The 25,086-nt window shown below is 59.1% G+C and carries 30 protein-coding genes and 1 tRNA gene; 14 read left to right on the forward strand and 17 right to left on the reverse strand.

The window, feature by feature from the left end; genetic code table 11:
* Positions 1 to 6 precede the first annotated feature (6 nt).
* The 3 genes from pheT to pheS all read right to left on the reverse strand — a co-directional run bounded on the left by pheT (position 7) and on the right by pheS (position 3,907).
* A complete protein-coding gene (gene pheT / locus Z945_RS0107380) occupies positions 7 to 2,406 on the reverse strand; it encodes a phenylalanine--tRNA ligase subunit beta (RefSeq protein WP_025051459.1) in 2,400 nt (799 codons plus the stop codon).
* A 135-nt stretch (positions 2,407 to 2,541) separates the two neighbouring features.
* Positions 2,542 to 2,820: a YrhK family protein gene (locus tag Z945_RS0107385; protein WP_025051460.1), complete on the reverse strand. Its 279-nt coding sequence runs from the start codon at positions 2,818 to 2,820 to the stop codon at positions 2,542 to 2,544.
* Between the two features lie 13 nt (positions 2,821 to 2,833).
* Entirely contained in the window at positions 2,834 to 3,907 is a 1,074-nt protein-coding gene (pheS, locus tag Z945_RS0107390) for a phenylalanine--tRNA ligase subunit alpha (RefSeq protein WP_025051461.1), read from the reverse strand.
* Between the two features lie 207 nt (positions 3,908 to 4,114).
* On the opposite strand from pheS, the gene Z945_RS0107395 reads away from it, so the two are divergent.
* The 3 genes from Z945_RS0107395 to Z945_RS0107405 are packed head-to-tail and all read left to right on the forward strand — an operon-like array spanning position 4,115 to position 5,409.
* Entirely contained in the window at positions 4,115 to 4,324 is a 210-nt protein-coding gene (locus Z945_RS0107395) for a hypothetical protein (protein ID WP_152541090.1), read from the forward strand.
* 21 nt (positions 4,325 to 4,345) lie between these two features.
* Positions 4,346 to 5,179, forward strand: coding sequence for an OmpA family protein (locus Z945_RS0107400; protein WP_025051463.1), 834 nt, complete (start codon positions 4,346 to 4,348; stop codon positions 5,177 to 5,179).
* A complete protein-coding gene (locus Z945_RS0107405) occupies positions 5,176 to 5,409 on the forward strand; it encodes a hypothetical protein (RefSeq protein ID WP_025051464.1) in 234 nt (77 codons plus the stop codon). Before Z945_RS0107400 ends, Z945_RS0107405 begins: the two co-directional genes overlap by 4 nt.
* Positions 5,410 to 5,433: 24 nt before the next feature.
* On the opposite strand, the gene Z945_RS19525 is transcribed toward Z945_RS0107405, so the two are convergent.
* The 3 genes from Z945_RS19525 to rpmI all read right to left on the reverse strand — a co-directional run bounded on the left by Z945_RS19525 (position 5,434) and on the right by rpmI (position 6,737).
* Positions 5,434 to 5,871 (reverse strand): BLUF domain-containing protein, encoded by a 438-nt coding sequence (locus Z945_RS19525; protein WP_025051465.1) that lies wholly within the window; start codon positions 5,869 to 5,871, stop codon positions 5,434 to 5,436.
* 284 nt (positions 5,872 to 6,155) lie between these two features.
* Positions 6,156 to 6,521, reverse strand: coding sequence for a 50S ribosomal protein L20 (gene rplT / locus Z945_RS0107415; RefSeq protein WP_025051466.1), 366 nt, complete (start codon positions 6,519 to 6,521; stop codon positions 6,156 to 6,158).
* A gap of 15 nt (positions 6,522 to 6,536) precedes the next feature.
* Complete coding sequence (gene rpmI, locus Z945_RS0107420) at positions 6,537 to 6,737, reverse strand: 50S ribosomal protein L35 (protein ID WP_025051467.1); 201 nt, start codon at positions 6,735 to 6,737, stop codon at positions 6,537 to 6,539.
* Positions 6,738 to 6,941: 204 nt separating this feature from the next.
* Between rpmI and Z945_RS0107425 the strand changes: the two genes are divergently transcribed.
* Positions 6,942 to 7,307: a nuclear transport factor 2 family protein gene (locus Z945_RS0107425; protein WP_025051468.1), complete on the forward strand. Its 366-nt coding sequence runs from the start codon at positions 6,942 to 6,944 to the stop codon at positions 7,305 to 7,307.
* Here Z945_RS0107425 and Z945_RS0107430 read toward each other — a convergent pair.
* Together Z945_RS0107430 and pyk are read right to left on the reverse strand one after the other, a co-directional pair.
* Positions 7,304 to 7,528, reverse strand: a complete 225-nt coding sequence (locus Z945_RS0107430) for a hypothetical protein (protein WP_025051469.1) — start codon at positions 7,526 to 7,528, stop codon at positions 7,304 to 7,306. The two genes, Z945_RS0107425 and Z945_RS0107430, sit on opposite strands and share 4 nt — an antisense overlap.
* A 29-nt stretch (positions 7,529 to 7,557) precedes the next feature.
* Complete coding sequence (gene pyk / locus Z945_RS0107435; RefSeq protein WP_025051470.1) at positions 7,558 to 9,003, reverse strand: pyruvate kinase; 1,446 nt, start codon at positions 9,001 to 9,003, stop codon at positions 7,558 to 7,560.
* A gap of 193 nt (positions 9,004 to 9,196) precedes the next feature.
* Here pyk and Z945_RS0107440 point away from each other — a divergent pair, with 193 nt between their 5' ends.
* Positions 9,197 to 9,508 (forward strand): DUF1244 domain-containing protein, encoded by a 312-nt coding sequence (locus Z945_RS0107440; protein WP_025051471.1) that lies wholly within the window; start codon positions 9,197 to 9,199, stop codon positions 9,506 to 9,508.
* Positions 9,509 to 9,617: 109 nt separating this feature from the next.
* Positions 9,618 to 10,502, forward strand: a complete 885-nt coding sequence (locus Z945_RS0107445; RefSeq protein ID WP_025051472.1) for a calcium-binding protein — start codon at positions 9,618 to 9,620, stop codon at positions 10,500 to 10,502.
* A gap of 90 nt (positions 10,503 to 10,592) precedes the next feature.
* Here the strand turns inward: Z945_RS0107445 and Z945_RS0107450 are convergent, their stop codons facing one another.
* From Z945_RS0107450 to dgcN, 4 genes are read right to left on the reverse strand one after another with little or no spacing between them, the layout of a single operon-like run.
* Complete coding sequence (locus Z945_RS0107450) at positions 10,593 to 11,456, reverse strand: D-amino-acid transaminase (protein WP_025051473.1); 864 nt, start codon at positions 11,454 to 11,456, stop codon at positions 10,593 to 10,595.
* On the reverse strand, positions 11,453 to 12,088 hold the full coding sequence (locus tag Z945_RS0107455) for a hypothetical protein (RefSeq protein ID WP_025051474.1): 636 nt from the start codon (positions 12,086 to 12,088) through the stop codon (positions 11,453 to 11,455). The genes Z945_RS0107450 and Z945_RS0107455 overlap by 4 nt, the downstream gene beginning before the upstream one ends.
* Before the next feature lie 2 nt (positions 12,089 to 12,090).
* Positions 12,091 to 13,056: an N-acetyl-D-Glu racemase DgcA gene (dgcA, locus tag Z945_RS0107460; RefSeq protein ID WP_025051475.1), complete on the reverse strand. Its 966-nt coding sequence runs from the start codon at positions 13,054 to 13,056 to the stop codon at positions 12,091 to 12,093.
* Positions 13,057 to 13,084: 28 nt separating this feature from the next.
* Positions 13,085 to 14,086 carry an N-acetyltransferase DgcN gene (gene dgcN / locus Z945_RS0107465; RefSeq protein WP_025051476.1) on the reverse strand — a complete coding sequence of 334 codons (1,002 nt, stop codon included), beginning with the start codon at positions 14,084 to 14,086 and terminating at the stop codon, positions 13,085 to 13,087.
* A 249-nt stretch (positions 14,087 to 14,335) separates the two neighbouring features.
* On the opposite strand from dgcN, the gene Z945_RS0107470 reads away from it, so the two are divergent.
* The 3 genes from Z945_RS0107470 to Z945_RS0107480 all read left to right on the forward strand — a co-directional run bounded on the left by Z945_RS0107470 (position 14,336) and on the right by Z945_RS0107480 (position 17,127).
* Positions 14,336 to 15,292 (forward strand): L-malyl-CoA/beta-methylmalyl-CoA lyase, encoded by a 957-nt coding sequence (locus Z945_RS0107470; RefSeq protein WP_025051477.1) that lies wholly within the window; start codon positions 14,336 to 14,338, stop codon positions 15,290 to 15,292.
* 217 nt (positions 15,293 to 15,509) lie between these two features.
* Entirely contained in the window at positions 15,510 to 16,106 is a 597-nt protein-coding gene (locus Z945_RS0107475) for a LysE family translocator (protein WP_037970867.1), read from the forward strand.
* Positions 16,107 to 16,164: 58 nt separating this feature from the next.
* Positions 16,165 to 17,127 carry an acetyl-CoA carboxylase carboxyltransferase subunit alpha gene (locus Z945_RS0107480; protein ID WP_025051479.1) on the forward strand — a complete coding sequence of 321 codons (963 nt, stop codon included), beginning with the start codon at positions 16,165 to 16,167 and terminating at the stop codon, positions 17,125 to 17,127.
* Here the strand turns inward: Z945_RS0107480 and Z945_RS19530 are convergent.
* From Z945_RS19530 to Z945_RS0107495, 3 genes are all read right to left on the reverse strand, one after another.
* Positions 17,124 to 17,582 (reverse strand): GNAT family N-acetyltransferase, encoded by a 459-nt coding sequence (locus Z945_RS19530; RefSeq protein WP_025051480.1) that lies wholly within the window; start codon positions 17,580 to 17,582, stop codon positions 17,124 to 17,126. The two genes, Z945_RS0107480 and Z945_RS19530, sit on opposite strands and share 4 nt — an antisense overlap.
* A 165-nt stretch (positions 17,583 to 17,747) precedes the next feature.
* Positions 17,748 to 18,398 (reverse strand): GntR family transcriptional regulator, encoded by a 651-nt coding sequence (locus Z945_RS0107490; RefSeq protein ID WP_025051481.1) that lies wholly within the window; start codon positions 18,396 to 18,398, stop codon positions 17,748 to 17,750.
* A gap of 35 nt (positions 18,399 to 18,433) precedes the next feature.
* Positions 18,434 to 18,775: a DUF3140 domain-containing protein gene (locus tag Z945_RS0107495; protein WP_025051482.1), complete on the reverse strand. Its 342-nt coding sequence runs from the start codon at positions 18,773 to 18,775 to the stop codon at positions 18,434 to 18,436.
* 121 nt (positions 18,776 to 18,896) lie between these two features.
* Here Z945_RS0107495 and Z945_RS0107500 point away from each other — a divergent pair, with 121 nt between their 5' ends.
* A complete protein-coding gene (locus Z945_RS0107500; protein ID WP_037970774.1) occupies positions 18,897 to 19,214 on the forward strand; it encodes a DMT family transporter in 318 nt (105 codons plus the stop codon).
* Here Z945_RS0107500 and Z945_RS0107505 read toward each other — a convergent pair.
* Complete coding sequence (locus tag Z945_RS0107505) at positions 19,211 to 19,897, reverse strand: M48 family metallopeptidase (protein WP_025051484.1); 687 nt, start codon at positions 19,895 to 19,897, stop codon at positions 19,211 to 19,213. The two genes, Z945_RS0107500 and Z945_RS0107505, sit on opposite strands and share 4 nt — an antisense overlap.
* Positions 19,898 to 20,011: 114 nt before the next feature.
* Here Z945_RS0107505 and Z945_RS0107510 point away from each other — a divergent pair, with 114 nt between their 5' ends.
* From Z945_RS0107510 to mnmH, 4 genes are all read left to right on the forward strand, one after another.
* On the forward strand, positions 20,012 to 20,344 hold the full coding sequence (locus Z945_RS0107510) for a TIGR02300 family protein (RefSeq protein WP_025051485.1): 333 nt from the start codon (positions 20,012 to 20,014) through the stop codon (positions 20,342 to 20,344).
* A gap of 94 nt (positions 20,345 to 20,438) precedes the next feature.
* Positions 20,439 to 20,514 (forward strand) — tRNA-Ala (locus tag Z945_RS0107515).
* Positions 20,515 to 20,860: 346 nt separating this feature from the next.
* Positions 20,861 to 21,667, forward strand: a complete 807-nt coding sequence (locus tag Z945_RS20050; protein ID WP_025051486.1) for a class I SAM-dependent methyltransferase — start codon at positions 20,861 to 20,863, stop codon at positions 21,665 to 21,667.
* A gap of 130 nt (positions 21,668 to 21,797) precedes the next feature.
* Positions 21,798 to 22,844, forward strand: a complete 1,047-nt coding sequence (mnmH, locus tag Z945_RS0107525; RefSeq protein ID WP_025051487.1) for a tRNA 2-selenouridine(34) synthase MnmH — start codon at positions 21,798 to 21,800, stop codon at positions 22,842 to 22,844.
* Here mnmH and selD read toward each other — a convergent pair.
* Positions 22,837 to 25,002, reverse strand: coding sequence for a selenide, water dikinase SelD (selD, locus tag Z945_RS0107530; protein WP_025051488.1), 2,166 nt, complete (start codon positions 25,000 to 25,002; stop codon positions 22,837 to 22,839). The two genes, mnmH and selD, sit on opposite strands and share 8 nt — an antisense overlap.
* Positions 25,003 to 25,086 lie beyond the last annotated feature (84 nt).

Consider the following 25,086-nt stretch of genomic DNA (forward strand, 5'->3'; position numbering starts at 1 on the left):
CGGCCCCTATCCCCGCAGGGTACCGCCAGTCGCTTTGGTCACTTTCTCAACCACCTTGGCCCCGACAGCCTCGATGTCCTTGTCTTTCAGCGTCTCGCCCACGGGCTGCATCCGGACTGTAATCGCAAGGGATTTCTTGCCCTCGCCAAGGCTGCCACCGATGAATTCGTCAAAGATGCACACATCTTCGATCAGCGCCTTGTCCGCACCCATCGCGGCATTGACCAGCGTCAGCGCCTCGACCTGTGCATCAACAACAAAGGCGAAGTCCCGCTCGACCGCTTGCAAATCGCTGATCTTGAGTGCCGGGCGTGTGGCCCCCGACTTGCGTGGCAAAGGCACCGCATCCGGCCAGAGGGAAAAAGCCATCGCTGGCCCTTTCACGTCCATCGCCGCAAGGATTTTCGGGTGCACTTCACCGAAAATGCCCAGCACCTTTTTCGGCCCCAGACAGATTTTGCCATGCCGCCCCGGATGCCAGCCGTCATCCGCATCGCGCAGGATCTGTACCTTGGCAGGTGCGCCCATTGCGGCCAACACGGCTTCGGCGTCGGCCTTGACGTCATAGACATCGACCGCACGCGACGCGCCGTGCACGTCTTTTGGCCCCGTCCGTCCAGTCAACAATCCACTGACCAGCGTCTGCTGCTCGCCCGGTTCACCACCGCTAAAGGCCGGTCCGACCTCGAACAGCGCCATATCGGCAAAGCCCCGCGCCTGATTGCGCGCCGCTGCTTGCAACAGACCGGGCAAGAGCGCGGGCCGCATATGGCTCATCTCGGCGCTGATGGGGTTTTCCAACCGGGTCGCATCGGTGCCACCGCCAAACAGCGCCGCAGAAGCCTGATCAATGAAACTGTAGGTCACACATTCGTTGTAGCCCAGCGCCGCAACTGCACGCCGCGCTGCTGTGATCCGCCGCTGCGCTGGCGACAGGATGGGCCGTGGCACCCCCGTCGTCAAACGAGGCAACGGCACGCCTTCCAGCTTGGTCAGCGATGCAATCCGCGCGACTTCCTCCACGAGATCGGCGCTGCCCTGCACATCGGGCCGCCAGCTTGGCACATGGGCCATATCGCCTTCGATGGTGAAGCCAAGCGCCGTCAGCGTCTCGCGCTGGGTGTCCGCCGGGATACTCATGCCCACCAGTGACTGCACTCGATCCGTATCGAGCTTGTAAGCGCGGGATGTGTCCGGAATCGCGCCCGCAACCACCACTTCTGACGCTTCACCGCCCGCATGGTCCAAAATCATCCGCGTGGCATGTTCGATCCCGTGCGGCGTCCACGCCGGATCAATGCCTCGCTCGAACCGGTACCGCGCATCCGAATTGATCTTGAGCGCGCGGCCCGTATAGGCCGTGCGCACCGGATCGAAATAGGCCGCCTCGACAAACACATTCGTCGTTTCCGCCGTACAGCCGGAGGCAAGCCCGCCCATAACACCCGCGATGCTCTCGACACCATTGGCATCTGAGATCAGCGTCATGCCTTCGTCAAACGTATACTCTTTATCATCCAGCGCCATCAGCGTCTCACCACCTTTGGCGCGGTGGATGCGCAGGGCATCGCCCGCAACCTTGTCCGCGTCAAAAACGTGCAAAGGGCGGTTGCGGTCATAGGTGAAGAAGTTCGTTACATCGACAAGGAAGGAAATCGGCCGCAACCCGATGGCCCGCAACGCATCCTGCAACCACGCAGGTGACGGCCCGTTCTTCACGCCCTTGATGACGCGTCCGTAGAACACCGGGCACTGCTCCAGCGTATCATCGTCAATGCTCACCGAAATCGGACATGAGAATGTGCCCTGAACCGGCTCGACATCCCGCGCTTTCAGCGTGCCCAGCCCCCGTGCGGCCAGATCACGCGCAATGCCGCGCACGCCCAGCGCATCGGGGCGGTTCGGTGTGATCGCAATCTCGATCACCGGATCGACCTTTGCCGGATCATTTGCAGCGAGCCAATCGACAAAGGACTGCCCCACCTCGCCCGACGGCAACTCAATGATCCCGTCATGCTCTTCCGACAGCTCCATCTCGCGCTCGGAGGCCATCATACCAAAACTCTCGACACCACGAATTTTGCCTACGCCGATGGTCGTATCGATCCCCGGGACATAGACGCCCGGCTTCGCAACAACCACGGTGATGCCCGCCCGCGCATTGGGCGCACCACAGATGATCTGCATCACGCCCTCATCCGTCTCGACCTGACAGACGTTCAGACGGTCCGCATCGGGATGTTTCTCCGCAGACTTCACATAGCCAATGGTAAAATCGCGCAGCTTCGCCCCGCGATCCTCAACCCCTTCGACCTCAAGGCCAAGATCGGTCAGCGTCTCGCAAATCTCCTCGACAGAGGCCTGCGTGTCCAAATGGTCTTTGAGCCAAGACAGCGTGAATTTCATGGGTCATCCCTCGTGCATATGCTTGAGGGCTTCGGTATCGCCAAATGCGCTGGGTTTCAACGTGATTTGCCGCGCGGGTCGCGGGTCGCCCAGCGGACAATTCAAGCAACCCTGCGGTAGACCGACCCGTCGGGACTACCGATCCCGCTTGGCAAGCGTTTGATACTCTTTCATCCGGTACAGCCGGATTTCGCGCCACAGCTTCAGTGTTGGTTTGAGGGCAAACAAAATGGACCCCACGAGGAACAACCAAGTGCCGAAGGTGACCCACTGATCGAAAAAGAACATGATGGAGCCGATGATGAACAGCGTTGCTGCTCCAAAGTCAGCGAGGGTGTGCAGCAGTTCAAAGACAGCAAAAAGCTGTTTGGCCTCTTCGGTCGATTGCCGTGTCTCGTGTCGGAACAGCTGCATCAAGCGACCGCCGCTACCTACTCAACCCACCGTGCAAATTCGGCTGATCCAAACTCGCGAACCCATAATGCCGCAACCAGCGCAGATCACTATCAAAGAACGCCCGCAAATCCGGCACGCCGTATTTCAGCATCGCGATCCGGTCGATCCCCATGCCGAAAGCAAACCCCTGCCAGACATCCGGGTCGATCCCGCCCGCCGCCAGCACCTTGGGGTGCACCATGCCGGAGCCGAGGACTTCCATCCAGCCGTCGCCTTCACCGATCCGCAACTGCCCGTCGACCCATGAACACTGGATATCGACCTCTGCCGACGGCTCCGTGAACGGGAAGTGGGAGGCGCGGAAGCGGGTTTTGATCCCGTCAATCTCGAAGAACGCGCTGAAAAACTCCTCAAGCGTCCACTTCAGGTTCGCCATGGAGATGTCTTTGTCGATCGCCAGCCCCTCGACCTGATGGAACATCGGCGTATGCGTCTGGTCATAGTCAGCGCGGTACACCCCACCCGGACAGATGATGCGCAGCGGCGCGCCCTCTTTCTCCATCGTGCGGATCTGCACCGGCGATGTATGGGTGCGTAGCACATGCGGCGGGCGGTCGTCGCCTTCCGCGCGCGCCATGTAAAACGTGTCCATCTCGGCACGCGCGGGGTGGTGGCCGGGGATGTTCAACGCGTCAAAGTTGTACCAGTCGGTATCAATTCGCGGCCCTTCGGCAACGGAAAACCCCATCTCAGCAAAGATTGCGGTCAATTCTTCTGTGACCTGAGACACCGGATGGATCGAGCCCACCCGCTGCGCGCGCACGGGCAGCGTCACGTCCAGCCATTCGGACCGCAAACGCTCGTCCAAGGCCGCGTCACCCAGGGCCGCTTTCTTGGCCGCCAGCGCCGAGTTGATCTCGTCTTTCAGCGCGTTCAGCGCGGGCCCGGCGACCTGCCGTTCCTCGGGTGTCATCTTGCCCAACTCGCGCATTTTCAGCGCGACTTCACCCTTTTTGCCAACGGCAGCCAACCGGATGTCTTCCAACACCGACTCGTCACCGGCATCTGCAATCTGGCTCAGGTATTTTTGCTTGAGATCGTCCATCGGGCACCTTCGAAATACGTCTGACCTCTGCTACTTGGCACCCCTTTGAAATGCAACCCACCCCCCTTGTGCGATTTCGCTGCCGCGACATGCCGGATTCTGCGGAAAAAGTCGGTTTCCCTAGGCCTCGAGGGTTGGCGTCCTACCATATTGAGTAGTACGCTGCATCCCACCCGCAATATTTCGCGGGCCCATCAAGGAGCCGCCATGCCACCAGTGATGTATTCACATCGCCTAAAGACCGTCTTGCAGCACAGCATGCGCGAATTGGGGCTGACCTTATCCATGACGGACGAGAATAGCGCGCTGTCGCTGGGCGAGAACGAAGCGATGATCGGGGAAACCGCAGCGCTGATGGGCATCAACGTACAGATCGAACTGACCGACAGCGGGACGTTCGTGACATTCTATTCCTGAGCCAAGGATCGGAGGGGCATCATGCGCCGAGCGGACAAATCCCAGCACGCCGAGATCAACCGTTTACGCGGAGTGGGTCTGTCTTTGGCACAGGCCAACCGCGTTGCGCAAAATAGGCGGGGCGGTAACGGGCCGCTGGTTCTGGCCACGGGCGTCGGCATGGCGCTGACCGGTGCGATTGCTGTTTTCGCACTTGGGTTGTCCACACCCCAAACCATACCGGCTCAAACAGCTAAGATTGCGCAGAGCGGGCAGACCGCGATGCTCAATATAGAGTCGGACGTCCCCCATGCACTGCCTCAGACGCTCGCCACACCTCCCTCACCAGACGCCTTCGCTGTGATAGAAACTGACGCATTGGCCCCCGAAGAAGCGACCAGGGTGCGCGATGCACTCCTTGCTGCGCGCGGGGACGTCGATATGACTTCGAGCGCGGATACCGTGACCCGCAATCAGCCTGCCCTGCTTGCGCAGCAGCAGGATTGTGTTGCGGAACTGGATGCATTCCTTGGTCCGCGCTTCGTGCAATTCAATCTGGGCCAGACCCGCATTTCATCCGACAATGCAGTGTTGCTGGAAGAGGTCAGCGCACGGATCATCGGATGCAAGCAGGCCTATGTGATGATCGCGGGGCATGCTGATGCGGTCGGGGATGACTTGACGAACCTTGCGCTCAGCTGGGAACGGGCCGACCGTACGCTGGCGCATTTAGTTGAGCTGGGTGTCGACCTCGCCGCAATCGAAGCGGTTGGATACGGCGCGCGCGCGCCTGTATCACAAGGGTCAGACGAAGATCTGGGCACCGACCGCCGCGTCGATTTCCGCGTGATGACACGGCGGGAGCCGCGCGAATGAACATCACCCAGTTGCAGATCCTGATTGTGGCATTGGCGATGCTAGCTGCGGGAGCCTTGGGCTGGGTGTTCGGTCGCCAGCGCATGCAGCAGGAAACCGATATGCAGATGCCGATGATGGCCGCTGAAATCAGCAAGATGCGCCGTCGCGCCAGCGGGGCAAAAGCGCGCGAAGAAGCTGCTGAAAACCGCCTTTCAACAGAGCGTCGCAGACTGCGCCGCCGTGCCTGAGGCGCGCACAGCGCCCTCGGGTAGTCAGGTTTGGTCGATGGTCACACGCGGGGCCAATTCAACCGACAGATCCTGCAACACGTCCAGCAGGCTTTCCACGTTGATCGTTTCGGGGTTCACATCATCGGTCGCAAAATAGCGCAAATAGATCTGCCGCGTCCGGTCATCCATTCGCTGATGCAAACCCATCGACCATGTCGGAAACATCCGCTCGCGCACGTCGGAGCATGACAGAAGAATGATATTGCTGTGCCGGCTGTCCCGCGCAATCCTGTGATAGAGCGCTGAAACCTCGACCCGACCACCTTCGAGAACCTGCAGAAAATGGTCACCGTTATAATGCAGCAGGCCCGATACATTCAGTCGCCCGTTGTTGCGTTGGCATGTCTCGATCAGATGATCCACATCCAGCGCTTCGGACGGATTTCGTTGGCTGTAATAGACGAGGCGCGTCAAGTTCATGTGTTCTACTGGCCAATATCTACTACATCTGGTTTGAGGCAGTATCGACAGCAGATCAAGGCAAAAGGCCATCGCAATAGGCGCAGAAGAGGTGCTTTTCGCCAGCGCTTGCCCGAAGATGCCCATGCTGTCAGAGCGATAGAAACTGCCCCGCGACAGCGCGCCCTTCCTGAGCCATGCAAAGGCATCGCGAGGGCCGTGATGCTGTCGCGCCGCCACATTGCATAAAACGAAAAAAGCCGCCCCCGGAGGAGCGGCTTTTCCAAATCTCTGACATCTGTCGCTTACGCGGCCAGCGCGTCCTGTGCTGTCTTCACGATCGCACCGAATGCTTCGGGCTCGTGCACTGCCAGATCGGCCAGAACCTTACGGTCCACTTCAATGCCGGCAAGGTTCAGACCATTGATGAAACGGCTGTATGTCAGCGCCTCGTCATGCGAGCGAACCGCAGCGTTGATCCGCTGGATCCACAGAGCGCGGAAGTTGCGCTTGCGATTCTTGCGGTCACGGGTTGCGTACTGGTTGGCCTTGTCGACCGCCTGTGTGGCGACCTTAAAGACGTTTTTACGACGACCGTAATAACCTTTGGCGGCTTTGACGATTTTCTTGTGACGGGCGTGGGTGACTGTCCCACCTTTTACTCGGGCCATGCTAGGTCTCCTCTATCAGCGATCGTAGGGCATGAAGCCCTTGATGATCTTTGCATCTGGCTCAGACAGTGCTGTCGTGCCGCGTGCGTTACGGATGAACTTTTTGGTCCGTTTGATCATGCCATGCTGTTTACCAGCCTGACCCGCGATGACCTTGCCGGTCGCCGAGATCTTGAAGCGCTTTTTGGCGCTCGATTTCGTCTTCATCTTGGGCATTTCCATCTCCGTATACTTGAGTTCGGTTTACGCACGACTCGGCATGCCACTTTGGCCGGCCGCGCGGGGTTGAGTGCTGGCGTATAGGGTGATGATCCTGCTTTGGCAAGAGCGTTTGGCCCATGCGAGCATACTGCCTTGCATCAGCGGCGAACCTAACCGACGCTAGCCTTCTATGCCCGGACTAAGGACACGATTTTTATAATGGATGCAACGCTGAAGAAACACATTATCGCGCTGGAACGGCAGGTGTGGAACGCGCTGGTTTCCGGCGACAAGGCGGCGGATCACGCGCTTTTAGCTGATGATTTTCTGGGCGTCTATGGCGATGGCTTTGCTGGTAAATCCGATCATACCGGACAGTTGGAGACCGGTCCGACGGTAATGGACTATAACCTTGCCGACTTCAGACTGCGCCCGTTGGGCGAGGACCATGTGCTGCTAAGCTATCGCGCCACGTTCAGGCGGTGCGGCGCTTCGGCCAGTGAAGTGATGTTTGTTTCGTCCGTCTGGCAGTGGCAAAACAGCACTTGGGTCAATATCTTTAGTCAGGATACCGCCCGGATCTAGGGCATATACCGCGCCACAACCGATACAAAGACATCCGGCACCTGATCAAGCGCGTAGCCGCCGGACTTGGTTTGCACCGCGTAGAGGATGAGCCCCCCACCAATTAAAACAGTCAATGCCGATGCACGCGGCGCACGCCTGTCTGACAGGGCGGACAGAATTGAGGGCACCGAAAATGCCGCAATGACCAGTCCAAGACTTAGCGCCAGATCAGGATCCATTTTTGCTCTCCGCCACAACTCAAAGGATACTACTCCGGATCAGCGGCATAAATCAAACGTTCGTCGCAAGGGGCCACACGCAAGATATTGGTGCTACCTGGCACGTTGAAAGGCACACCAGCCGTGACCACAACATGATCCCTTTCTTCGGCAAAGCCTTCGCCCCGCGCCGCACGCACCGCCGACACAACCGCCTGCTTAAAGCGATCGACGCTGCCGGTTATCACGCAATTCACCCCCCAGCTTAGGGCCAGCCGACGCGCCGTGCCGACAAGCGGCGTCATCGCAATGACAGGCACCCGTGGGCGCTCACGCGCCGTCAATAGAGCGGTGGTGCCACTTTGCGTGAAACAACAGATCGCCTTGATGTCCGTCGTTTCGGCAATCTCGCGCGCGGCGGAAACGATGCCATCGGCCACAGTCATGCGATCCGCATTGCGGGAGGCTTCGATGATCTCGGTATAGGTTGGGTCCAGCTCGACCTCCTGCGCCACGTTATCCATTGTCGTGACCGCTTCGATGGGAAAGCTGCCCGCCGCGGATTCAGCACTGAGCATCACCGCATCGGCGCCCTCATAGATCGCTGTCGCCACGTCCGACACTTCGGCACGGGTGGGCATCGGGCTTTCGATCATCGACTCAAGCATCTGTGTGGCCACGATCACCGGCTTGGCGGCTGCACGACACTTGCGCACCAGACGCTTTTGAATGGGCGGCACATTCTGTACCGGCAGCTCCACCCCCAAATCGCCGCGTGCGACCATGATTCCATCGCTGACCGCCAAAATATCGTCGAACCGGTCCACTGCTGACGGCTTTTCGATTTTGGACAACAGCGCGGCACGGCCCATGGCCAGTTCGCGCGCTTCGGTCACATCTTCGGGCCGCTGCACAAAACTCAGCGCCAACCAATCGACACCCAGATTGCAAACAAACTCCAAATCGGCGCGATCCTTTTCGGACAGCGCGGCCAGCGGCAGCACCACGTCAGGCACGTTCACGCCCTTGCGATTCGAAATCACCCCGCCAATGACGACCTCGCAATCGGCAAAGTCGGGACCGCAGGCCAGCACCCTCAGCCGGATCTTGCCATCATTGACCAACAAGCTGGCACCCGGTTTCAGTGCGGCGAAAATCTCCGGGTGCGGCAGGCAAACGCGGCTCGCGTCCCCTTCGGCCTCATCCAGATCAAGCCGGAATTTTGCGCCCACGACCAATTGCTCACTATCGCCGGAAAAGACACCCACGCGCAGCTTGGGCCCCTGTAGATCCGCCAGAATGCCGATGGTGCTGTTCAGGTTCTGCTCCACCTCGCGGATGATGCGGTGCTTTTCACTGATCTCGGCATGGCTGCCGTGGCTCATGTTCAGACGAAACACATCGGCCCCGGCCTTGTGCAACGCCTCGATCATCTCGTAGCTGTCCGAAGCAGGCCCCAAGGTGGCCACGATTTTTACATTGCGCAGGCGTCTCATGCTTTGTTTCCCCTATCCGTCGGTCGAGCATATCGGCTTATGTTAGCGATAACATGAACTCGTTACTGCTATATCACACGCAGATGCCTGTCAAAGATTTCACATTTATGAAGGCCCGGCCAGACTTGATTGCGCAGCGATCCGCTTGACAGCCCGCCTTGGCAGATCCAGCTTTGAACCAAAGGAGATATCCATGCCCACTCAACAAGAAGTCGAACTGCAGGCCGCCGCCTTTCGCCGGTTGCAACAGCACCTGATGCAGGACCGGACCGATGTGCAAAACATCGACATGATGAACCTTGCCGGCTTTTGCCGGAACTGCCTGTCACGCTGGTACCAGGAAGCGGCCAACGAGCGGGGCATCGAGATGGGCAAGGAAGAAGCACGCGAACTGTTCTATGGCATGACGATGGAAGAGTGGAAGTCGACCTACCAGACAGAGGCCAAACCCGACCAGCAGGAGGCCTTCAAGACCGCCTTTGCCGAGAACGTTTCAAAAGAATAACGCCTCAACCCAAGCTGGTAATACCTAACAATCGCCCCATTCCGCGACCGGAGATGCCACATTCCACGGGCAACTCTAAAGCGTTAACCAAATCGCAGGGGCTAGTCACATGCTCGAACTCATCTTGTTTCCCGCCCTTCTGGGCGTAGGTTTTGCTGTCGATTACATCGCATCCGAGAACGACAAGGATGATGAGGACGAACCGCTGTTGGTCACGCTTGACGAAGGGACAGCAGAGTTCGTCGGCACCGAGGCCAAGGAACATGTGACCGGGAATGCGCTCGACAACCATGTAGAGGGCGGTGAAGGCAACGACCTGATTGGCGGTCTGGAGGGCGCGGATACGCTCGACGGTGGCGCAGGCGAGGACCGGCTATTTGGCGGCGCGGGCGATGATGTGGCGCAGGGCGGTACGGGTGACGACAAGATTTTTCTGGGCGATGGTGCTGACAGGCTGATCTATGCAGATGGCAGCGATGCGGGCGATGATTTCATACGTGGGGGCGATCACGGCGACACGCTGATCGACACGCGCGGCAGCAACCAAATTCACGGTGATCTCGGGGCCGACCTGATTTCAACCGTTGACGGGCTTGGCCCCGATGGCAGCATCGCCACCCCCGAAAAAGCAGGCAGTGCCGACACGATCCACGCGGGATTTGGCAACGATACGCTTATCGGGGACAGCGGTGATCTGATGACCGGTGGTGAAGGCGAAGATAGTTTCATCGTGGCCACTGCGCTGCAAAACGAAGATGCGCCAGCGGTGCTTGCCGATTTTGATCTTCGCGACGATATGCTCTCGGTGGTTTTTCTTGGTAAACCGCCTGCGGACCCGACGATATCCTTCAGCTTTGACGAAGAATCCGGGCTGATCTATGCCTCGGTCGAGGGGCAGAACATCGCGACAATCAGCGGGTTGGAGGACTGGGATATCCCCTTCATCACAACCTTCACCACGACACTGCCAGAGCTTCTTGCCACCGCGGCATAGGCTGTCCCCGAAGGGACAGATGCCAAATTCCAAGCGGCATCAGCGCCTTAGGGCCCTGTTAACTAAGCATTAATCATCGAAAAGACAGCGTTACACGGCCGCCTTGCGCATTTCATCCAGATAAATCTCGCGCAGGCGCGGGGCCACGCGACCCGGTGTTCCATCGCCCAGCGCGACGCCGTCAATCTCGACCACCGGCATGACGAAAGCGCTGGCCGACGTGGTGAATGCCTCATCCGCTTTCTTGGCCTCGTCGATGGTAAAGTTGCGTTCCTCAACCTCCATCTGCGCCTCGCGGGCAAAGCGCAGAACGGCAGCGCGGGTGATGCCGTGCAGGATGTCATTGCTCAGGGCGCGGGTGATGATCTTGTTGCCCTTCACGATGTAGGCGTTGTTGGACGTGCCCTCGGTGACGAAACCATCCTCGATCATCCAGGCATCATCGCAGCCTGCTTTTTTGGCCATCATCTTGCCCATCGAAGGGTACAAAAGCTGTACCGTCTTGATATCGCGACGACCCCAGCGGATGTCTTCGATGCTGATGATCTTTGCACCTTTCTTGGCCGCCGGGCTGTCGGCCAGACCGGGCTTGTTTTGGGTGAACATTACGATCGTCGGTTCAGTGGTTTCCGGATCAGGAAAAGCGAAATCACGGTCGCCGTCAGACCCGCGCGTGATCTGCAAATAGATCAATCCCTCGTCGATCTCGTTCACCCGGACCAGCTCGCGGTGAACTTCCAGCAAGTCTTCCTTCGAGATCGGATTGCGCATGTCCAACTCGCCCAGCGACCGGGCGAGACGCACGGCATGGCCATCGAAGTCCACCAGCTTGCCGCCCAGCACGGACGTCACCTCATAGACGCCATCCGCCATCAGGAAACCCCTGTCAAAGATCGACACCCGTGCTTCGGTTTCGGACAGATAGTCACCGTTCACATATACGGTTCGGGTCATGGGGCAGGCCTTTCTGGTCGGGCGAGCGTTTCAAAGTCCGCCGCACTCAATCGGTTCTGGGACAAAAGGTGGCTTAGAACAAGTGCCACCGATGCCGCATCGGCGCGGGCATCATGGGCGGCACCAGGTGCTTCAAGGTCGAAGTACGCGCAGATCGTATTGCTGCGCAACTTCAACACATCTTCCAGCGCTTCACCCGCTGTCAGCAGCAAGGGCACGGCGTTGCGAAAACGGGGGGCGGGGATCGGGCTTAACAAACCCTGAACAAACAGCGAGGTAGAGAAGGTCAGCACATCATCGGTGCCCCAGCTCAGCAGTGGGCCGCCCTGAGAGAATGCGTCGAGTGCCGTGAGCGCCTCGACAATCGGCATGCCATCTTGCGCGAGTGTCGCGTCGTCGATGCCGGTCAACCGCGTCAGCAAAGGGTCAACAGAAACGATATGGCCGTCACGGTCTTGCGGGATCACAAACCACCCTTCTGCCTTCGACACCGTGAATGGTGCCGTCAGCGACAGGCGCACCGCACCGATCTGGACACAAAGCGGATCAGGATCGTGTGGCCCACACCAGAACCGCATCGGTGCGCCAGGGGCGGTCAGGAATTCGCAATCATAGACTGTGACACTGTCCATGCTTAGCCCCACAACGCTGCGACAGGCGGATGAACTCCGTCATTGTCAAAGACCAGAGCGGGATCACGGTCTTCGCCCAGCAAGAGCGGGCCGTCCAGATCAACGACCTTTGCGCCCTGGGCCACCAGTGTCGCAGGTGCCATGGCAAGCGATGATCCGACCATGCACCCCACCATCACATCATAGCCTTCAGCCATTGCAGCATCGCGCAGACGCAATGCCTCGGTCAGGCCGCCGGTTTTGTCGAGCTTGATATTGACCACGTCATACTTGCCCTTGAGCTTGGGCAAGGTGCTGCAATCATGCGCAGATTCGTCGGCACAGACCGGCACGGAGCGGGCCATTCCGATGAGCGCTTCATCCTCGCCCGCGGGCAGCGGCTGTTCGACCAGAGCCACCCCAAGGCGTACCAGATGCGGGGCAAGATCGACATAGACCTCGGCCGACCAACCTTCGTTGGCATCGACGATGATGGTGGACTTCGGGGCACCTGCACGGACGGCTTCCAGACGCGGCATGTCGTCGGGCGTGCCAAGTTTTATCTTGAGCAAAGGCCGGAAAGCATGCTTCGCTGCCTGTGCCTGCATCTTTTCAGGCGTATCGAGGGACAGGGTATAGGCCGTGATTTCGGGTTTGGGCGCGGGCAGGCCCGCCAGTTCCCAAACGCGCTTGCCCTCGGTTTTCGCCTCGACGTCCCAAAGCGCACAGTCGACAGCGTTACGCGCGGCACCAGCGGGCAGCAGATCGTAAAGTGCGGCACGGGTCAGCGTGCCGCTTAGCCCTTCAATCTGGGCAGTGACCGATTCGAGCGTTTCGTCATACCGCGCGTAAGGCACACATTCGCCCCATCCAGTCACACCGTTCTGGCTGACCCGAACGGTCAGGACCTTCGCCTCGGTCCGCGACCCGCGGCTGATGGTAAAGACTTCGGCCAGTTTGAACCGGTCCGGTGTGACTGTGATCTGCATATCTGTCCCTTTGTTCGGCTCTAAAGCCTTACAATGCTGCGAGCGCTTCGGCCAGTTTATCAGCACCCTGGCGGTAGGGATCGCAGGTCGGCAGGCCGGTTTCGGCTTCGACCTTTGCCAGATAGGCTTCGGCCTCTGCGTCATTCAGGTGCTGCGTATTGACCGAAACGCCCACGACCTGACAGGCCGGATTGGGCACGCGGGCCAACGTCAGCGCCATGTCACTGACCGCCTGGATTGTGGGAAGGGCATAATCGGGCAAGCCGCGCATATGGGCGCGCGTGGGTTCATGGCAGATGATTAGCGCATCGGGCTGGCCGCCGTGGATCAACGCCATCGTCACACCGGAATAGCTGACGTGGAACAGGCTGCCCTGCCCTTCGATGATGTCCCAATGATCATCATCGTTGTCGGGTGTCAGATATTCCACAGCGCCCGCCATGAAATCAGCAATCACCGCATCGAGAGGCACACCGTTGCCGGTGATCAGGATGCCGGTCTGTCCGGTGGCGCGAAAAGTGCTTTTCATACCCCGCTTGCGCATCGCCTCGTCCAGCGCCAGCGCGGTATACATCTTGCCAACGGAACAATCGGTGCCCACGGCAAGCACCCTTTTGCCGCTGCGTTTGACGCCGTTTGCGATGGGGTATTGCACGTTGGGCACGCGCACATCGTGCAGGGTGCTGCCGCTGACCTGGCTGGCCGCGACCAGATCACCTTCGTTTGCCAAAAGGTTGTGCAGGCCGGATGCCAGGTCAAAGCCCATCATCAACGCTTCGGTCAGCACTTCTTTCCACGCCTGAGAGATCACACCCCCCCGGTTCGCCACACCGATGACAAGCGTACGGGCCCCTGCTTCCTTGGCTTCGGCCAAAGTAAGATCGGTCAGACCAACGTCTGCCTTGCAGCCGGGCATACGGAATTGACCTACGGCATTGTCGGGCCGCCAATCCTTGATGCCCTGCGCGACCTTGGCCGAGAGTTGATCTGGCGCATCGCCCAGAAACAAAAGATAAGGGGTCTCAATCATAGTCATGGCTCCATTGGTCAGGTTTGGAGTATGTTGGCCAGATTCGGGCGCATGTCGATTGCGATTTAGAGTGCAGACGCGGAAGCTGTGCAGAATATTTGCAGTGTACTGAAGATTTGCGCAAAATTCTTGCGACAGCGGTAAGGCCCCGATGCTGCGCCTGCGAAACGACGCTTGCGGTCTGGAGCGCAATTTAATACCTGCTTCACATCAATCTACCGCAACAATGTTTCGCCAAGGATCAAGCTTATGTCATTCCGCATTCAGCCCGCTGCCCCTGCACGCCCCAACCGCTGCCAGCTTTTCGGCCCCGGTTCGCGCCCGGCAATTTTCGAGAAGATGGCAGCATCAGACGCAGATGTGATAAATCTGGACCTTGAGGATTCAGTTGCGCCTTCGGACAAGGACAGCGCCCGCGCCAACGTGATCGAGGCCATCGGCAATGTGGACTGGGGCAAAAAGACCCTGTCCGTGCGGATCAACGGTCTGGACAGCCCCTATTGGTATAGAGATATCGTCGATCTGCTGGAGCAATCTAGCGAGCGGCTGGACCAGATCATGATTCCCAAGGTCGGCAGTGCCGCGGACGTCTATGCCGTTGATGCATTGGTGACCTCCATCGAAGCCGCCAAGGGGCGGAGCAAGAAGATCGCCTTTGAAGTAATCATCGAATCCGCCGCCGGTATTTCCCACGTGGAAGAAATCGCAGCCTCCTCGCCGCGGCTTGAGGCGATGAGCCTTGGCGCGGCAGATTTTGCAGCCTCCATGGGGATGCAGACCACGGGGATCGGCGGCACGCAGGCGAACTATTATATGCATCACGAAGGGGCGAACTACTGGTCCGATCCATGGCACTGGGCACAGTCGGCCATCGTGGCGGCCTGCCGCACGCATGGGGTGTTGCCGGTGGATGGGCCGTTTGGTGACTTTTCAGACGACGAGGGTTTCCGTGCGCAGGCGCGGCGGTCGGCGACTTTGGGCATGGTCGGCAAATGGGCGATCCACCCCAAGCAGATCGCCCTGTCGAACGAGGTCTTCACCCCGTCAGAGGAAGCCGTGTCCGAGGCGCGGGAGATTCTGGCCGCGATGGAAGAAGCCAAGGCCAAAGGCGAAGGGGCAACCGTTTACAAAGGACGGTTGGTTGATATTGCCAGCATCAAGCAGGCCGAGGTGATCGTACGCCAGTCAGAAATGATCGCGGGTTAGGACCGGATCGCAAAAGCGATACGGTGCAATTTCATTTATATGTCGGATCGCTGAAGCGATCCGACCGGCCGGGGGCTTTGCCCCCGGACCCCCACGGGATATAAGGCCAAAAAGAGAAAGAGGGCAGCAGCTGGTCCAAGTGCTCTTTGACGGTCCGGTGCGAACGTATCCTGCCGACCCTTTGCCTTTGTCTTTCTGTACTTGCCAAGTATTTGCCTTGAACCTTGAAGCCCTGCCTGCGCTCGCGCTGTTTGCGTTTGTCAGTTCCGCCACGCCGGGGCCGAATAACCTGATGCTCATGGCATCGGGGGCGAACTACGGATTTCGCAGCACGGTGCCGCATATGCTGGGGATCTCCCTGGGTTTTATGGTCATGCTGATCCTGACAGGGTTGGGGCTGGCACAGATCTTTGTTGCCTATCCGTTGAGCTACCTTGTTCTCAAGATCGTCAGCGTCGCCTATCTGCTTTATCTCGCATGGAAGATCGCCACTGCTGCCCCGATCCGCGCGCAGACCGCCACAGGACAGCCGATGACCTTTCTGCAGGCGGCGGCATTTCAGTGGGTCAACCCCAAGGCCTGGGCAATGGCGCTGACTGCAATCACTGTTTATGTCGCTGACAGCGGAGTGGGGATGCTGATTGCCGGCGGGCTGACCTTTGCCATTGTGAACCTGCCGTCTGTGACGATCTGGACTGTCCTCGGCCAGCAGATGGCGCGGCTGTTGACCAACCCCACGCGATTGCGCCTGTTCAACTGGACGATGGCCGCCCTTTTGATTGCCTCGCTCTATCCGCTATTGCAGATGGGCTAGGCTTTGTTGCAATGGCCTGCAACAGCAGCCATATAAGGTGCAACGACGGAGAAATATCATGTCCCAATACCTCGATTTTGAAAAACCGCTCGCAGAGATTGAAGGCAAGGCCGAAGAGCTGCGCGCGCTGGCCCGCGCAAACGAGGACATGGATGTCAGCGAAGAGGCCCGCGCGCTGGATGAAAAAGCCGCCAAGATGCTGGACGACCTCTATGCCTCGCTGACGCCCTGGCGCAAGTGCCAGGTCGCGCGGCATCCCAATCGGCCGCATTGTCAGGATTATATCAACGCGCTTTTCACCGAATACACGCCGCTGGCCGGAGACCGGAATTTCGCCGACGATCTGGCTGTGATGGGCGGATTGGCGCGGTTTAACGACCAGCCTGTCGTGGTGATCGGTCAGGAAAAGGGCAACGACACCAAATCGCGGATCGAGCGGAATTTCGGTATGGCGCGGCCCGAAGGGTATCGCAAAGCGGTGCGCCTGATGGAACTGGCTTCAAAGTTCAGTCTGCCAGTTATCACGCTGGTCGACACGCCCGGTGCCTATCCTGGCAAGGGGGCGGAGGAACGCGGCCAATCAGAGGCGATTGCACGCTCCACCGAAAAGTGCCTGCAAATCGGCGTGCCCTTGGTCAGCGTCATCATCGGCGAGGGTGGATCAGGCGGAGCTGTCGCCTTTGCCACCGCCAACCGTGTCGCGATGCTGGAGCATTCGGTCTATTCGGTGATCACGCCCGAAGGCTGTGCGTCAATCCTGTGGAAGGATTCCGAAAAGATGCGCGAAGCCGCGGAAGCCATGCGGCTGACGGCGGATGACTTGCGCAAACTGGGTGTGACCGACCGGATCATTCCCGAACCCAAAGGCGGCGCACATCGCAACGCCGAAGCGGCAATTGCATCGGTACGCACTGCGATCACCGAAATGCTGAAAGAGCTGGACGGCAAGGACGGCAAGGCGCTTGTCGCCGATCGCCGCGAGAAATATCTTGGCATGGGATCTAAGGGGCTCGCGGCCTAACCCGCCAGTTTCATGCGGAACCGGGGGCCGGGCGGCGGCAAAACTTCAAATCCCAATTGTGCATAGAGAGCGGCAGCCGGGTGGTTGTCGGGATGTGTGCCAACAGTCATATAGCGGCCCTTCATTAATTGTGTGGTCGCGAGGCTGGCGGCGATAAGGTCTTGTCCGATACCTTTACCCCGTGCATCCGACATCACAAACAGGTGGTGCAAATCCATTCCCCGCACGCCAAATTGCATCTGCGCCAGCGGGCACAGCGCGGCGTAGCCAACGGCTGCCTCAGGTGTCGCAGCGATTAAAACGGTAAACCAAGGATGTGGACCGAGACAATCGCGTGCGAGGTCTTGCTCTGTCACCGTAGCGCTGTCCCCGTGATGCGCGGCGAGCGCATGGGTCATGGCAAGGAGCTTTGGCAAGTCTTGGGATGTAACGGGTCTGATGGTAACGTCTGGCATGTGGATCCTTTGGCAGAGCACACCACAAAACGACGAAACCGCGCATGTGGCGGCTTTTCTGGTATCAATTAAATGGAAAAACCGCGCTTAGGATGCGCGGCGATAGCAGATAGTATGTTGGTTCATCTTCATGAGGTAAACAAAACCATCATCACCATGGTCCTGTCAACCCGCCAGCATTCGCAGGCCTTGGGTTACATCCGATCTTACAGCAAGACGCAGGCCTGGCTCGTCCCCGGCCTTGAGTGCAGCGATGATCAGGCGATGAAACTGGGGCGGTTCTGTCCGGCGCAGGCGGCCATAGAGCGCGCGCATGCTGGGCCCCATCTGCAGCCAGACGGTCTCTGCCATAGCCAACATCGCCGGGGCCTGCGCCCGTAGGTACAGCGTGCGGTGAAATTCCAGATTGGTCCGCAAATAGGCGACGGCATCGCGTTGTTGTACGGCATCTGCGATTGCCCCATTGATCGTCTGCATCCGATCAATCAACGCCATATGTGCGCGCGGCAAGGCGCGACTTGCCAATTCGACTTCGATCAAAGCCCTAAGCGCTGCAAGTTCTTCGATCCTTTCGTTGCTGAGCTCTGGCGTGGTAATCCGGCCGGAGGTGGACATCGTCAGCGCCCCCTCGGCGGCAAGCCTGCGCACCGCTTCGCGGGCCGGGGTCATTGACACGTCGTATTCTGCGCCGATGCCCCGCAGGGTCAATGCATGCCCGGGGGCCAGATCACCGTACATGATGCGCCCGCGCAAGTGCCGGTAAACACGGTCATGCGCGAGAGATGTGGCATCGGAAGGGCGGGCGGTCAGGGACATGCGCCCTTGTGATCACAGGCCCCGCCTGCGTCAAGCTATTCCTCTTTCAGCGGATCATGGCCCCAGTTCATCAGCGAATACCGCCAGTCGGATTCTTCTACATTATCATCCGGTCCACCCTGCGACAGATGGCGCTTCACGTAGCCGACTACCGTGGCCATATGATCCCATTGATCGTCGGTCAAATCATCCTTGTTCGTGCGTTTGATCTTTACGATGCGACGGCCCGATTTATGCCCCGTCGATTCGCCGCTGTCGCTGTCCCCCACGGACTTCGACTCTTCTGTCTCCAACCAGTCTTCAAGCTCTTGCGGGGCCATATTGACCAAATCGCCCCATTCATCCCAGATTTCCTCGTGTGATTTGGATGATGACATTTGCGGTACTCCTGTCTGTATGTTTAGCCATCCAACGCCAAAAAGGTCGGAATGGTTCATATCGGTTGACGCTTTGCCCCGGGGGTGATCCCTTGGCGGAAACGTAAAGAATGGGGCGATCATGCTGAATCCTTGGGCAATCCTGATGCTGGCGGGTTTGTTTGAAATAGTCTGGGCTGCGTCGATGAAGGCCTCCGACGGGTTCACCCGCATTGGGCCAAGCATCTTGACCGGCATTACGGCCTTTATCAGCTTTTGGCTGCTTGCGATGGCGATGAAAGACCTGCCCTTGGGCACTGCTTATGCGGTCTGGGTGGGGATTGGGGCCGTGGGTGCGGCGCTGCTGGGCATTATGGTGTTCGGAGATGCCGCAACACCCCTACGCATTGGCGGGATTGTTCTGATTACAGCGGGGATTGTTGCCCTGAAACTGGCTTAGAACTTATAGCGGTGCAAACTGTTGCCTTCGGTCCGTAACCAACCGCGCGGCTCTTTGTAAGGGCCGTAAATCCGCTCCACGCCGGCCCAGAAGGCGGGCGAATGGTTCATCTCGGCCAGATGCGCGACCTCATGGGCCGCGACATAATGCAGCACCTCGGGCGGGGTCATGATCAGGCGCCATGAAAACATCAGCGCCCCGTCACTGGTGCAAGAGCCCCAGCGCGAGCGGGTGTCGCGCAGGGTGATGCGGTTGTAGGGGCGCCCGAGTGCTGCCGCATAATCATCGCAGGCGCCTGCCAGCCGGTCGCGCGCGATTTCCTTGAGGTAGGCACCCAGCTTGGCCCCCACGCGGTCCTCACGCCCGGGCACCGCGATTTCATCCTGTCCGATCTGCACCGAACGCCCCGTGCCCCGCACCACCCGCAACAGCTTGCCACCAACGGGCACGTCACTGCCCAATCCGACAGATTCGTCTTGCCCCCGTGCGGCAAGATGATCGCGAATCCACTGCTCTTTGGAGCGAGCAAAGGCCAGCGCCTCGCGTTCGGCCAACCGTTTGGGCAGGGTCAGCGTGACGCGGCCATCAAGCTGCGAAATGCGCAACGTAATCCGCCGCGCACGGGCGGAACGGCGCATGACCAACGGGATCGGGGGAGTGCCAGGCAGGACAGTATCGCTCAAGTGAAAGCTCGCATGGGTCGGTGGGACGGCTAAAGCCTTTGACTATCCCCCTTTCATATGGCACTTGGCCTGAATCATCTACAACCAAACGCAATTTACCAAAGAGGGGATTTCATGCCCAAAGAAGAATGGGGAACCAAGCGCCTGTGCCCCACAACGGGCAAGCGGTTCTATGACCTGAACAAAGATCCCATCGTCAGCCCCTATACGGGCGAAGTGCTTGAGATCGACGCGTCCAAGTCGCGGATGATCGCGGCGGATGCCGAGGATGCAGCGACAGCCAAGGCCAAGAAGGACGAAGTCGAGGAAGATGTGGTACTCGACGATGATGATGACGATATCGATGTGGATCTCGACGACGATATTCTGGACGACGACGACGATGATGATGATACGGTCCCGCTGGACGACATCGCAGACGTCGCATCCGAAGACGACGACACCTGATTGACGCTTCGGGCGGGACAGGGTGGATTTTCCGCTTGATCCCGCCCGCACATGGCACTAATCACGCGCCACGACCCAAGGCTTCGGCCTGATTGGGGCATTAGCTCAGCTGGGAGAGCGCCTGCATGGCATGCAGGAGGTCAGCGGTTCGATCCCGCTATGCTCCACCATTTTCCTTTCCGTAGAATCTGGTGAGACGTCGCGCCCCTGCTGAGGGGCTGACTGACGCGCATCCGCTGCGCGGCTACGCTGAGACAGCGGTTCGATCCCGCTATGCTCTACCATTTTCCTTCCGTTTGAATTTGGTGAGACACCGTGGCCCTGCGGCGGGGCTGACTGGAGCGCATCCGCTGCGCGGCTACTCTGAGACAGAGTGCGACGAACACATTTTTTAGGCGACCGAAAAGTCGGCGCTTAAGCAAATTAGGTCGCCGATATTCACCTCACATCAGTTTTTTACCTCAGAAATGGAATTTTGGTCTAGTCTGCCTCGTAAAGGGCTGCAGGAGACTGACGTTGGATTTTTCAGCATTCAGGGATGGAGAGCGTGATGGCTGGTCTTCACGCGCTGAGATTTATGAAGATGCAACAGCGCGGGCTACGCTTCAATCAATCCCGACGCTGCTGAGCCACGCAAGGTTATTTCCAGACACACGGGTTCTCGATGCCGGCTGCGGACCGGGGTATGTCGCCGCAGCAGCAAAGCTGTTGGGCGCAGAAGCCGAAGGTATTGATTTCTCCAAAGGTATGGTTGAGCAGGCAATCGCCCGGTTCCCCGCCATCCAGTTCGCGGTCGCCGACGTTGAGAATTTGCCGATGGCAGACGGCGTATTCGATGCGGTCCTAAGCAACTTCGTTCTGTTTCATGTGACCGACCCGCAACTTGCGATGGCTGAGGCCCGACGCGTTCTGAAAACCGGCGGCAGGTTTGTCTTCAGCCAGTGGCTCGGGCCGGATCGATCAGAATGCTACAAGTTGTTGTTCGACATTATCGCGCGCCATGCCGACATGTCCCGCGCCGATCCGGCCCCGGATCCCTATGTTTTGTCCAACGCTGATCAGGTCTTCAAGATGATGGCAGAGGCCGGCTTCAAAGACACAAAGTCTGAGATTGTCGAGAATATCCTCCATGCACCGGGGCCAAGCTTTTTTGACTTCTTCATGAGCGTTGGCGTTCGTGTGCCCCTGATTCTCGACAGGCAAGACGCCGAAGTACGAGACATCATTCGACAAGAAGTGGACGAAGCGGCTGCACGATACTTGGTGGATGACTGCTATAGAATTCCGATGCCAAGCATCGTGTTCTCCGGGGTCGCAGGATAGACGGGTGGATTTCAAATGCGGTTCTTCAACACCAACTGAGGGCTGCAGGACAGCCTACCGCACCGCAAGTTTCAAAAAGCGGAGCAACATCACCCTATCCCTTTGCAAGAAACCCACTAAGTAATCAAACATGACGCCCTTCACTCTTTCCCGCCTCGCGGAGCTAACCTCCCTGCCCGTCGACACGATTATCGACGTGCGCTCGCCTGCGGAGTTTGCCGAAGATCACGTGCCCGGTGCGATCAACCTGCCGGTTTTGAACGATGCCGAACGTGCGGAAATTGGCACGATCTATGCCAAAGACAGTCCTTTCAAAGCGCGCAAGATTGGCGGTGCTCTGGTTGCGCGCAATACCGCGCAGCATCTTCAAACTGCGCTGGCGGATAAGGATGGCGGATGGCAGCCGCTGGTCTATTGCTGGCGCGGCGGTCAGCGTTCTCGCGCATTTGCAACGGTTCTCGATCAGGTCGGATGGCGGGTGCGCTTGCTGAAAGGCGGCTACCAAAGCTACCGCCGCGCCGTGGTCAACACGCTCTATGACACCAGTTTGCCACATCGTTTGACCTTGATCGAGGGCGGCACGGGGACGGCGAAAACCGCGCTGCTCCATCAGCTTGCGGCACAGGGCGCGCAGGTGCTTGACCTTGAAGGGCTGGCCGAACACCGCGGGTCGCTGTTTGGCGCGACAGCCACAGCGCAGCCTGCACAAAAGATGTTCGAAAGTCGTATCGCGGAAGTGCTTGCCACATTAGATCCAACGCAATTAACCTTTGTCGAAGCAGAAAGCAGCAAGATCGGCGGACGTGTGGTGCCGCCCGCACTTTGGGCCGCGATGGGCAAGGCACCTCGCTTGGTGATCAAGGCACCGCTGCAGGCCCGCAGCCGGTTTTTGTGCAGCGCCTATGCCGATCTGACGCGGGATACTGACCTTTTAATAGCCCGGATCGACCAGTTGCGCCCTTATCATGCGGCCTGCCGGATTGCCGAATGGCAATCGCAAGCGCGGGCCGGCGACTGGCAGACTTTGGCTGCCGGGCTGATCGCGGACCACTACGACCCGCGCTATGCCAAATCCGTGGGTGCACATGTGCAAACGGCGGAACATCTGGACCTGAGCGATCTGGACGACGCCACGCTGACCCGCGCCGCACAAGACATCCTATCCCGGTTCAGCTAAGCGTTATCCGCCCCGTGCCCGTTCTGAGACGGCCGATGACATGTCCCTCGCAGCCCTGTGCCCCAAGCTTTTCCAACACCTTTGCACGAGCACCTTCAGGGATTGCCGCCAAGAGCCCGCCAGCGGTTTGCGGGTCGTAAAGCAGCGGTTCGTCACCGCGTTCAACTCTTGCATCCGCGCGGTTAGACGGCATCAGGCTTGACGACACCCCGTTTTGCGACAGCTCCCGCGCTCCTGCATAAATCGGGATCTTGTCCACCCAAATTTCGGCATCAAGAGACGAAGCGGTGCAAATTGCCTGCACATGGCCTGCCATCCCGAACCCGGTGACATCGGTCATCGCATGAGCGACCTCTGCCAGAACCGCAGCCTCTTTGGCCTGTGGTTGCCCCATGATGGCCAGTGCCGCGGCAACGTCGCGCCCGTCTGCTGCACCTGTCATGTCAGCCGCAAGGATCACCCCGGATCCAATAGGGCGCGTCAGGATCAACAGATCACCGCTCTGTGCGCCATCCACCGTTAGCGGACGGCTATCGCGGGTGCCGGTCACCGTGAAGCCGATGGTCAGCTCAGCCCCCATCGTGGTGTGCCCACCAACCAATTGCGCGCCCGCCGCAGTGACCACCTCTCGCGCGACTTGCGTAATCTCGGCCAGGGTGCGGGCCTGCAAATCCGCCGACATCTGTGGCAACACCAGCGAGATTAGCGCCACCTGCGGCTGTGCCCCCATCGCCCAGATATCGCCCAGCGCATGGACCGCCGCAATGCGCGTCATTTGCGCCGGATCGTCGATCACGGCCCGCAGATGGTCGGTGCTGATCACTTGAAACCCGCCACCCGGCAGGCGCAAGACCGCCGCATCATCCCCCGCGCCTGTGACTACATCACCACCCGGCATGTCCAATCCATCAATTGCACCTGACAACACCCCGCGGCCCACCTTGGCACCACATCCGCCACACAACGGTTTGGCCGCCAACATCTCGGACAAACCACCGGCAAGCACACCCTCCGGCTGTGGCGTGGTCATCGGCTTCAGATCGCTCAGCCGGTCCAAAAAGGCACGGTCAATCCTGTCCTTCCATCGCCACATCAGCGGCCCAGACAGGGTCAGACCGAATTTTTCGCCCATCGCCGATTTGCCGCCAAGCGAGATCAGCTTGAGATAGCTCTTCTGCGGCTGCCATGTCTTGCGTTTGCCCCCGCTCAAAGCCGCACGCAAATTGTGATGCAGAATCGGAGCCGCACGGACCGCAAAGACACCTGCCTTGGGTCGGGGCGCATGGGACAGGAACGCACAATCCCCGACAGCAAAAAGCGCATCATCGCCAGCAACACCCAGATCGGCACCGACCTCGATGAACCCGTCGCGCTGGGGCAGATCTGTTGCCGCTATCCAGCGATGTGCAAAGGCCCCCGCCGCCCCTACAGTCAACGCCGCTGCCACATTTTCCTGCGCTTCAATCACGACATGACCGGCGCAAATTTCCAGCACGCGGGCATTCGTACGCAGATCAATGCCCAAACCGGACATTGCCTCCAGTATGCGCCGACGCGCCCTTTCCCCGACGCCAGAAATTTGCGGCCCTGCTTCGATCACCGTAATCACGGGGCGAATGCCTTCCTGCGTCAAAGCAAAAGCCATCGCCATCGCCAATTCGCATCCCGCAACGCCGCCGCCAATGACGGCCACTGTTCCTTCCACCGCACCCTGCGCCGCTTTTTCACGAAAACCGCGCCACTGCGCAGCATAGATATCCAGCGGCTTTGCGCCAATGGCATGTTCGGCAAACCCCGGTAGGTCCATCTCTGCCGTGATGCCCACGTCAATAGAAGCAACGTCATAGGCAACCGGCCCGCGTGCGGCCATCAAAACTTCGCGACGCGCGCGGTCAAATCCGACTGCCTTGTCCAATATCAGCCGCGCCCCGGCATGACGGCACAGTCGGACCAGATCAATCTCCAGATCATCCCGGCCGTAATGTCCCGCCACATGCCCAGGCAGCATACCGGTATAGGGCGCTGTCGGGCCGGGATTGATCACTGTCAGCCGTGCACCCGGCATCGGGTTCATCCCCCAAGCCTTCAAAACCAATGCATGTGCATGACCACCACCAACAAGCACCAGGTCACGGGTATAAGGGACAGCATTCAACACAGGTTTCTTTCTCTTTTTGGCCTTATATCCCGCAGAGCGCGAGACAGCGTCTCGCCCATTTTTCCTACGGAAAAATAATAAAAT

Origin of the sequence: Sulfitobacter noctilucae (genome assembly GCF_000622365.1) — a bacterium.
In the GTDB taxonomy this organism is placed as follows: Bacteria; Pseudomonadota; Alphaproteobacteria; order Rhodobacterales; family Rhodobacteraceae; genus Sulfitobacter; species Sulfitobacter noctilucae.

Excerpts from the sequence above, each read along its gene's own strand:
- pheT (WP_025051459.1), bottom strand. The coding sequence starts at position 2,406 with ATGAAATTCACGCTGTCTTGGCTCAAAGACCATTTGGACACGCAGGCC.
- Z945_RS0107385 (WP_025051460.1), bottom strand. The coding sequence starts at position 2,820 with ATGCAGCTGTTCCGACACGAGACACGGCAATCGACCGAAGAGGCCAAA.
- pheS (WP_025051461.1), bottom strand. The coding sequence starts at position 3,907 with ATGGACGATCTCAAGCAAAAATACCTGAGCCAGATTGCAGATGCCGGT.
- Z945_RS0107395 (WP_152541090.1), top strand. The coding sequence starts at position 4,115 with ATGCCACCAGTGATGTATTCACATCGCCTAAAGACCGTCTTGCAGCAC.
- Z945_RS0107400 (WP_025051463.1), top strand. The coding sequence starts at position 4,346 with ATGCGCCGAGCGGACAAATCCCAGCACGCCGAGATCAACCGTTTACGC.
- Z945_RS0107405 (WP_025051464.1), top strand. The coding sequence starts at position 5,176 with ATGAACATCACCCAGTTGCAGATCCTGATTGTGGCATTGGCGATGCTA.
- Z945_RS19525 (WP_025051465.1), bottom strand. The coding sequence starts at position 5,871 with ATGAACTTGACGCGCCTCGTCTATTACAGCCAACGAAATCCGTCCGAA.
- rplT (WP_025051466.1), bottom strand. The coding sequence starts at position 6,521 with ATGGCCCGAGTAAAAGGTGGGACAGTCACCCACGCCCGTCACAAGAAA.
- rpmI (WP_025051467.1), bottom strand. The coding sequence starts at position 6,737 with ATGCCCAAGATGAAGACGAAATCGAGCGCCAAAAAGCGCTTCAAGATC.
- Z945_RS0107425 (WP_025051468.1), top strand. The coding sequence starts at position 6,942 with ATGGATGCAACGCTGAAGAAACACATTATCGCGCTGGAACGGCAGGTG.
- Z945_RS0107430 (WP_025051469.1), bottom strand. The coding sequence starts at position 7,528 with ATGGATCCTGATCTGGCGCTAAGTCTTGGACTGGTCATTGCGGCATTT.
- pyk (WP_025051470.1), bottom strand. The coding sequence starts at position 9,003 with ATGAGACGCCTGCGCAATGTAAAAATCGTGGCCACCTTGGGGCCTGCT.
- Z945_RS0107440 (WP_025051471.1), top strand. The coding sequence starts at position 9,197 with ATGCCCACTCAACAAGAAGTCGAACTGCAGGCCGCCGCCTTTCGCCGG.
- Z945_RS0107445 (WP_025051472.1), top strand. The coding sequence starts at position 9,618 with ATGCTCGAACTCATCTTGTTTCCCGCCCTTCTGGGCGTAGGTTTTGCT.
- Z945_RS0107450 (WP_025051473.1), bottom strand. The coding sequence starts at position 11,456 with ATGACCCGAACCGTATATGTGAACGGTGACTATCTGTCCGAAACCGAA.
- Z945_RS0107455 (WP_025051474.1), bottom strand. The coding sequence starts at position 12,088 with ATGGACAGTGTCACAGTCTATGATTGCGAATTCCTGACCGCCCCTGGC.
- dgcA (WP_025051475.1), bottom strand. The coding sequence starts at position 13,056 with ATGCAGATCACAGTCACACCGGACCGGTTCAAACTGGCCGAAGTCTTT.
- dgcN (WP_025051476.1), bottom strand. The coding sequence starts at position 14,086 with ATGATTGAGACCCCTTATCTTTTGTTTCTGGGCGATGCGCCAGATCAA.
- Z945_RS0107470 (WP_025051477.1), top strand. The coding sequence starts at position 14,336 with ATGTCATTCCGCATTCAGCCCGCTGCCCCTGCACGCCCCAACCGCTGC.
- Z945_RS0107480 (WP_025051479.1), top strand. The coding sequence starts at position 16,165 with ATGTCCCAATACCTCGATTTTGAAAAACCGCTCGCAGAGATTGAAGGC.
- Z945_RS19530 (WP_025051480.1), bottom strand. The coding sequence starts at position 17,582 with ATGCCAGACGTTACCATCAGACCCGTTACATCCCAAGACTTGCCAAAG.
- Z945_RS0107490 (WP_025051481.1), bottom strand. The coding sequence starts at position 18,398 with ATGTCCCTGACCGCCCGCCCTTCCGATGCCACATCTCTCGCGCATGAC.
- Z945_RS0107495 (WP_025051482.1), bottom strand. The coding sequence starts at position 18,775 with ATGTCATCATCCAAATCACACGAGGAAATCTGGGATGAATGGGGCGAT.
- Z945_RS0107500 (WP_037970774.1), top strand. The coding sequence starts at position 18,897 with ATGCTGAATCCTTGGGCAATCCTGATGCTGGCGGGTTTGTTTGAAATA.
- Z945_RS0107510 (WP_025051485.1), top strand. The coding sequence starts at position 20,012 with ATGCCCAAAGAAGAATGGGGAACCAAGCGCCTGTGCCCCACAACGGGC.
- mnmH (WP_025051487.1), top strand. The coding sequence starts at position 21,798 with ATGACGCCCTTCACTCTTTCCCGCCTCGCGGAGCTAACCTCCCTGCCC.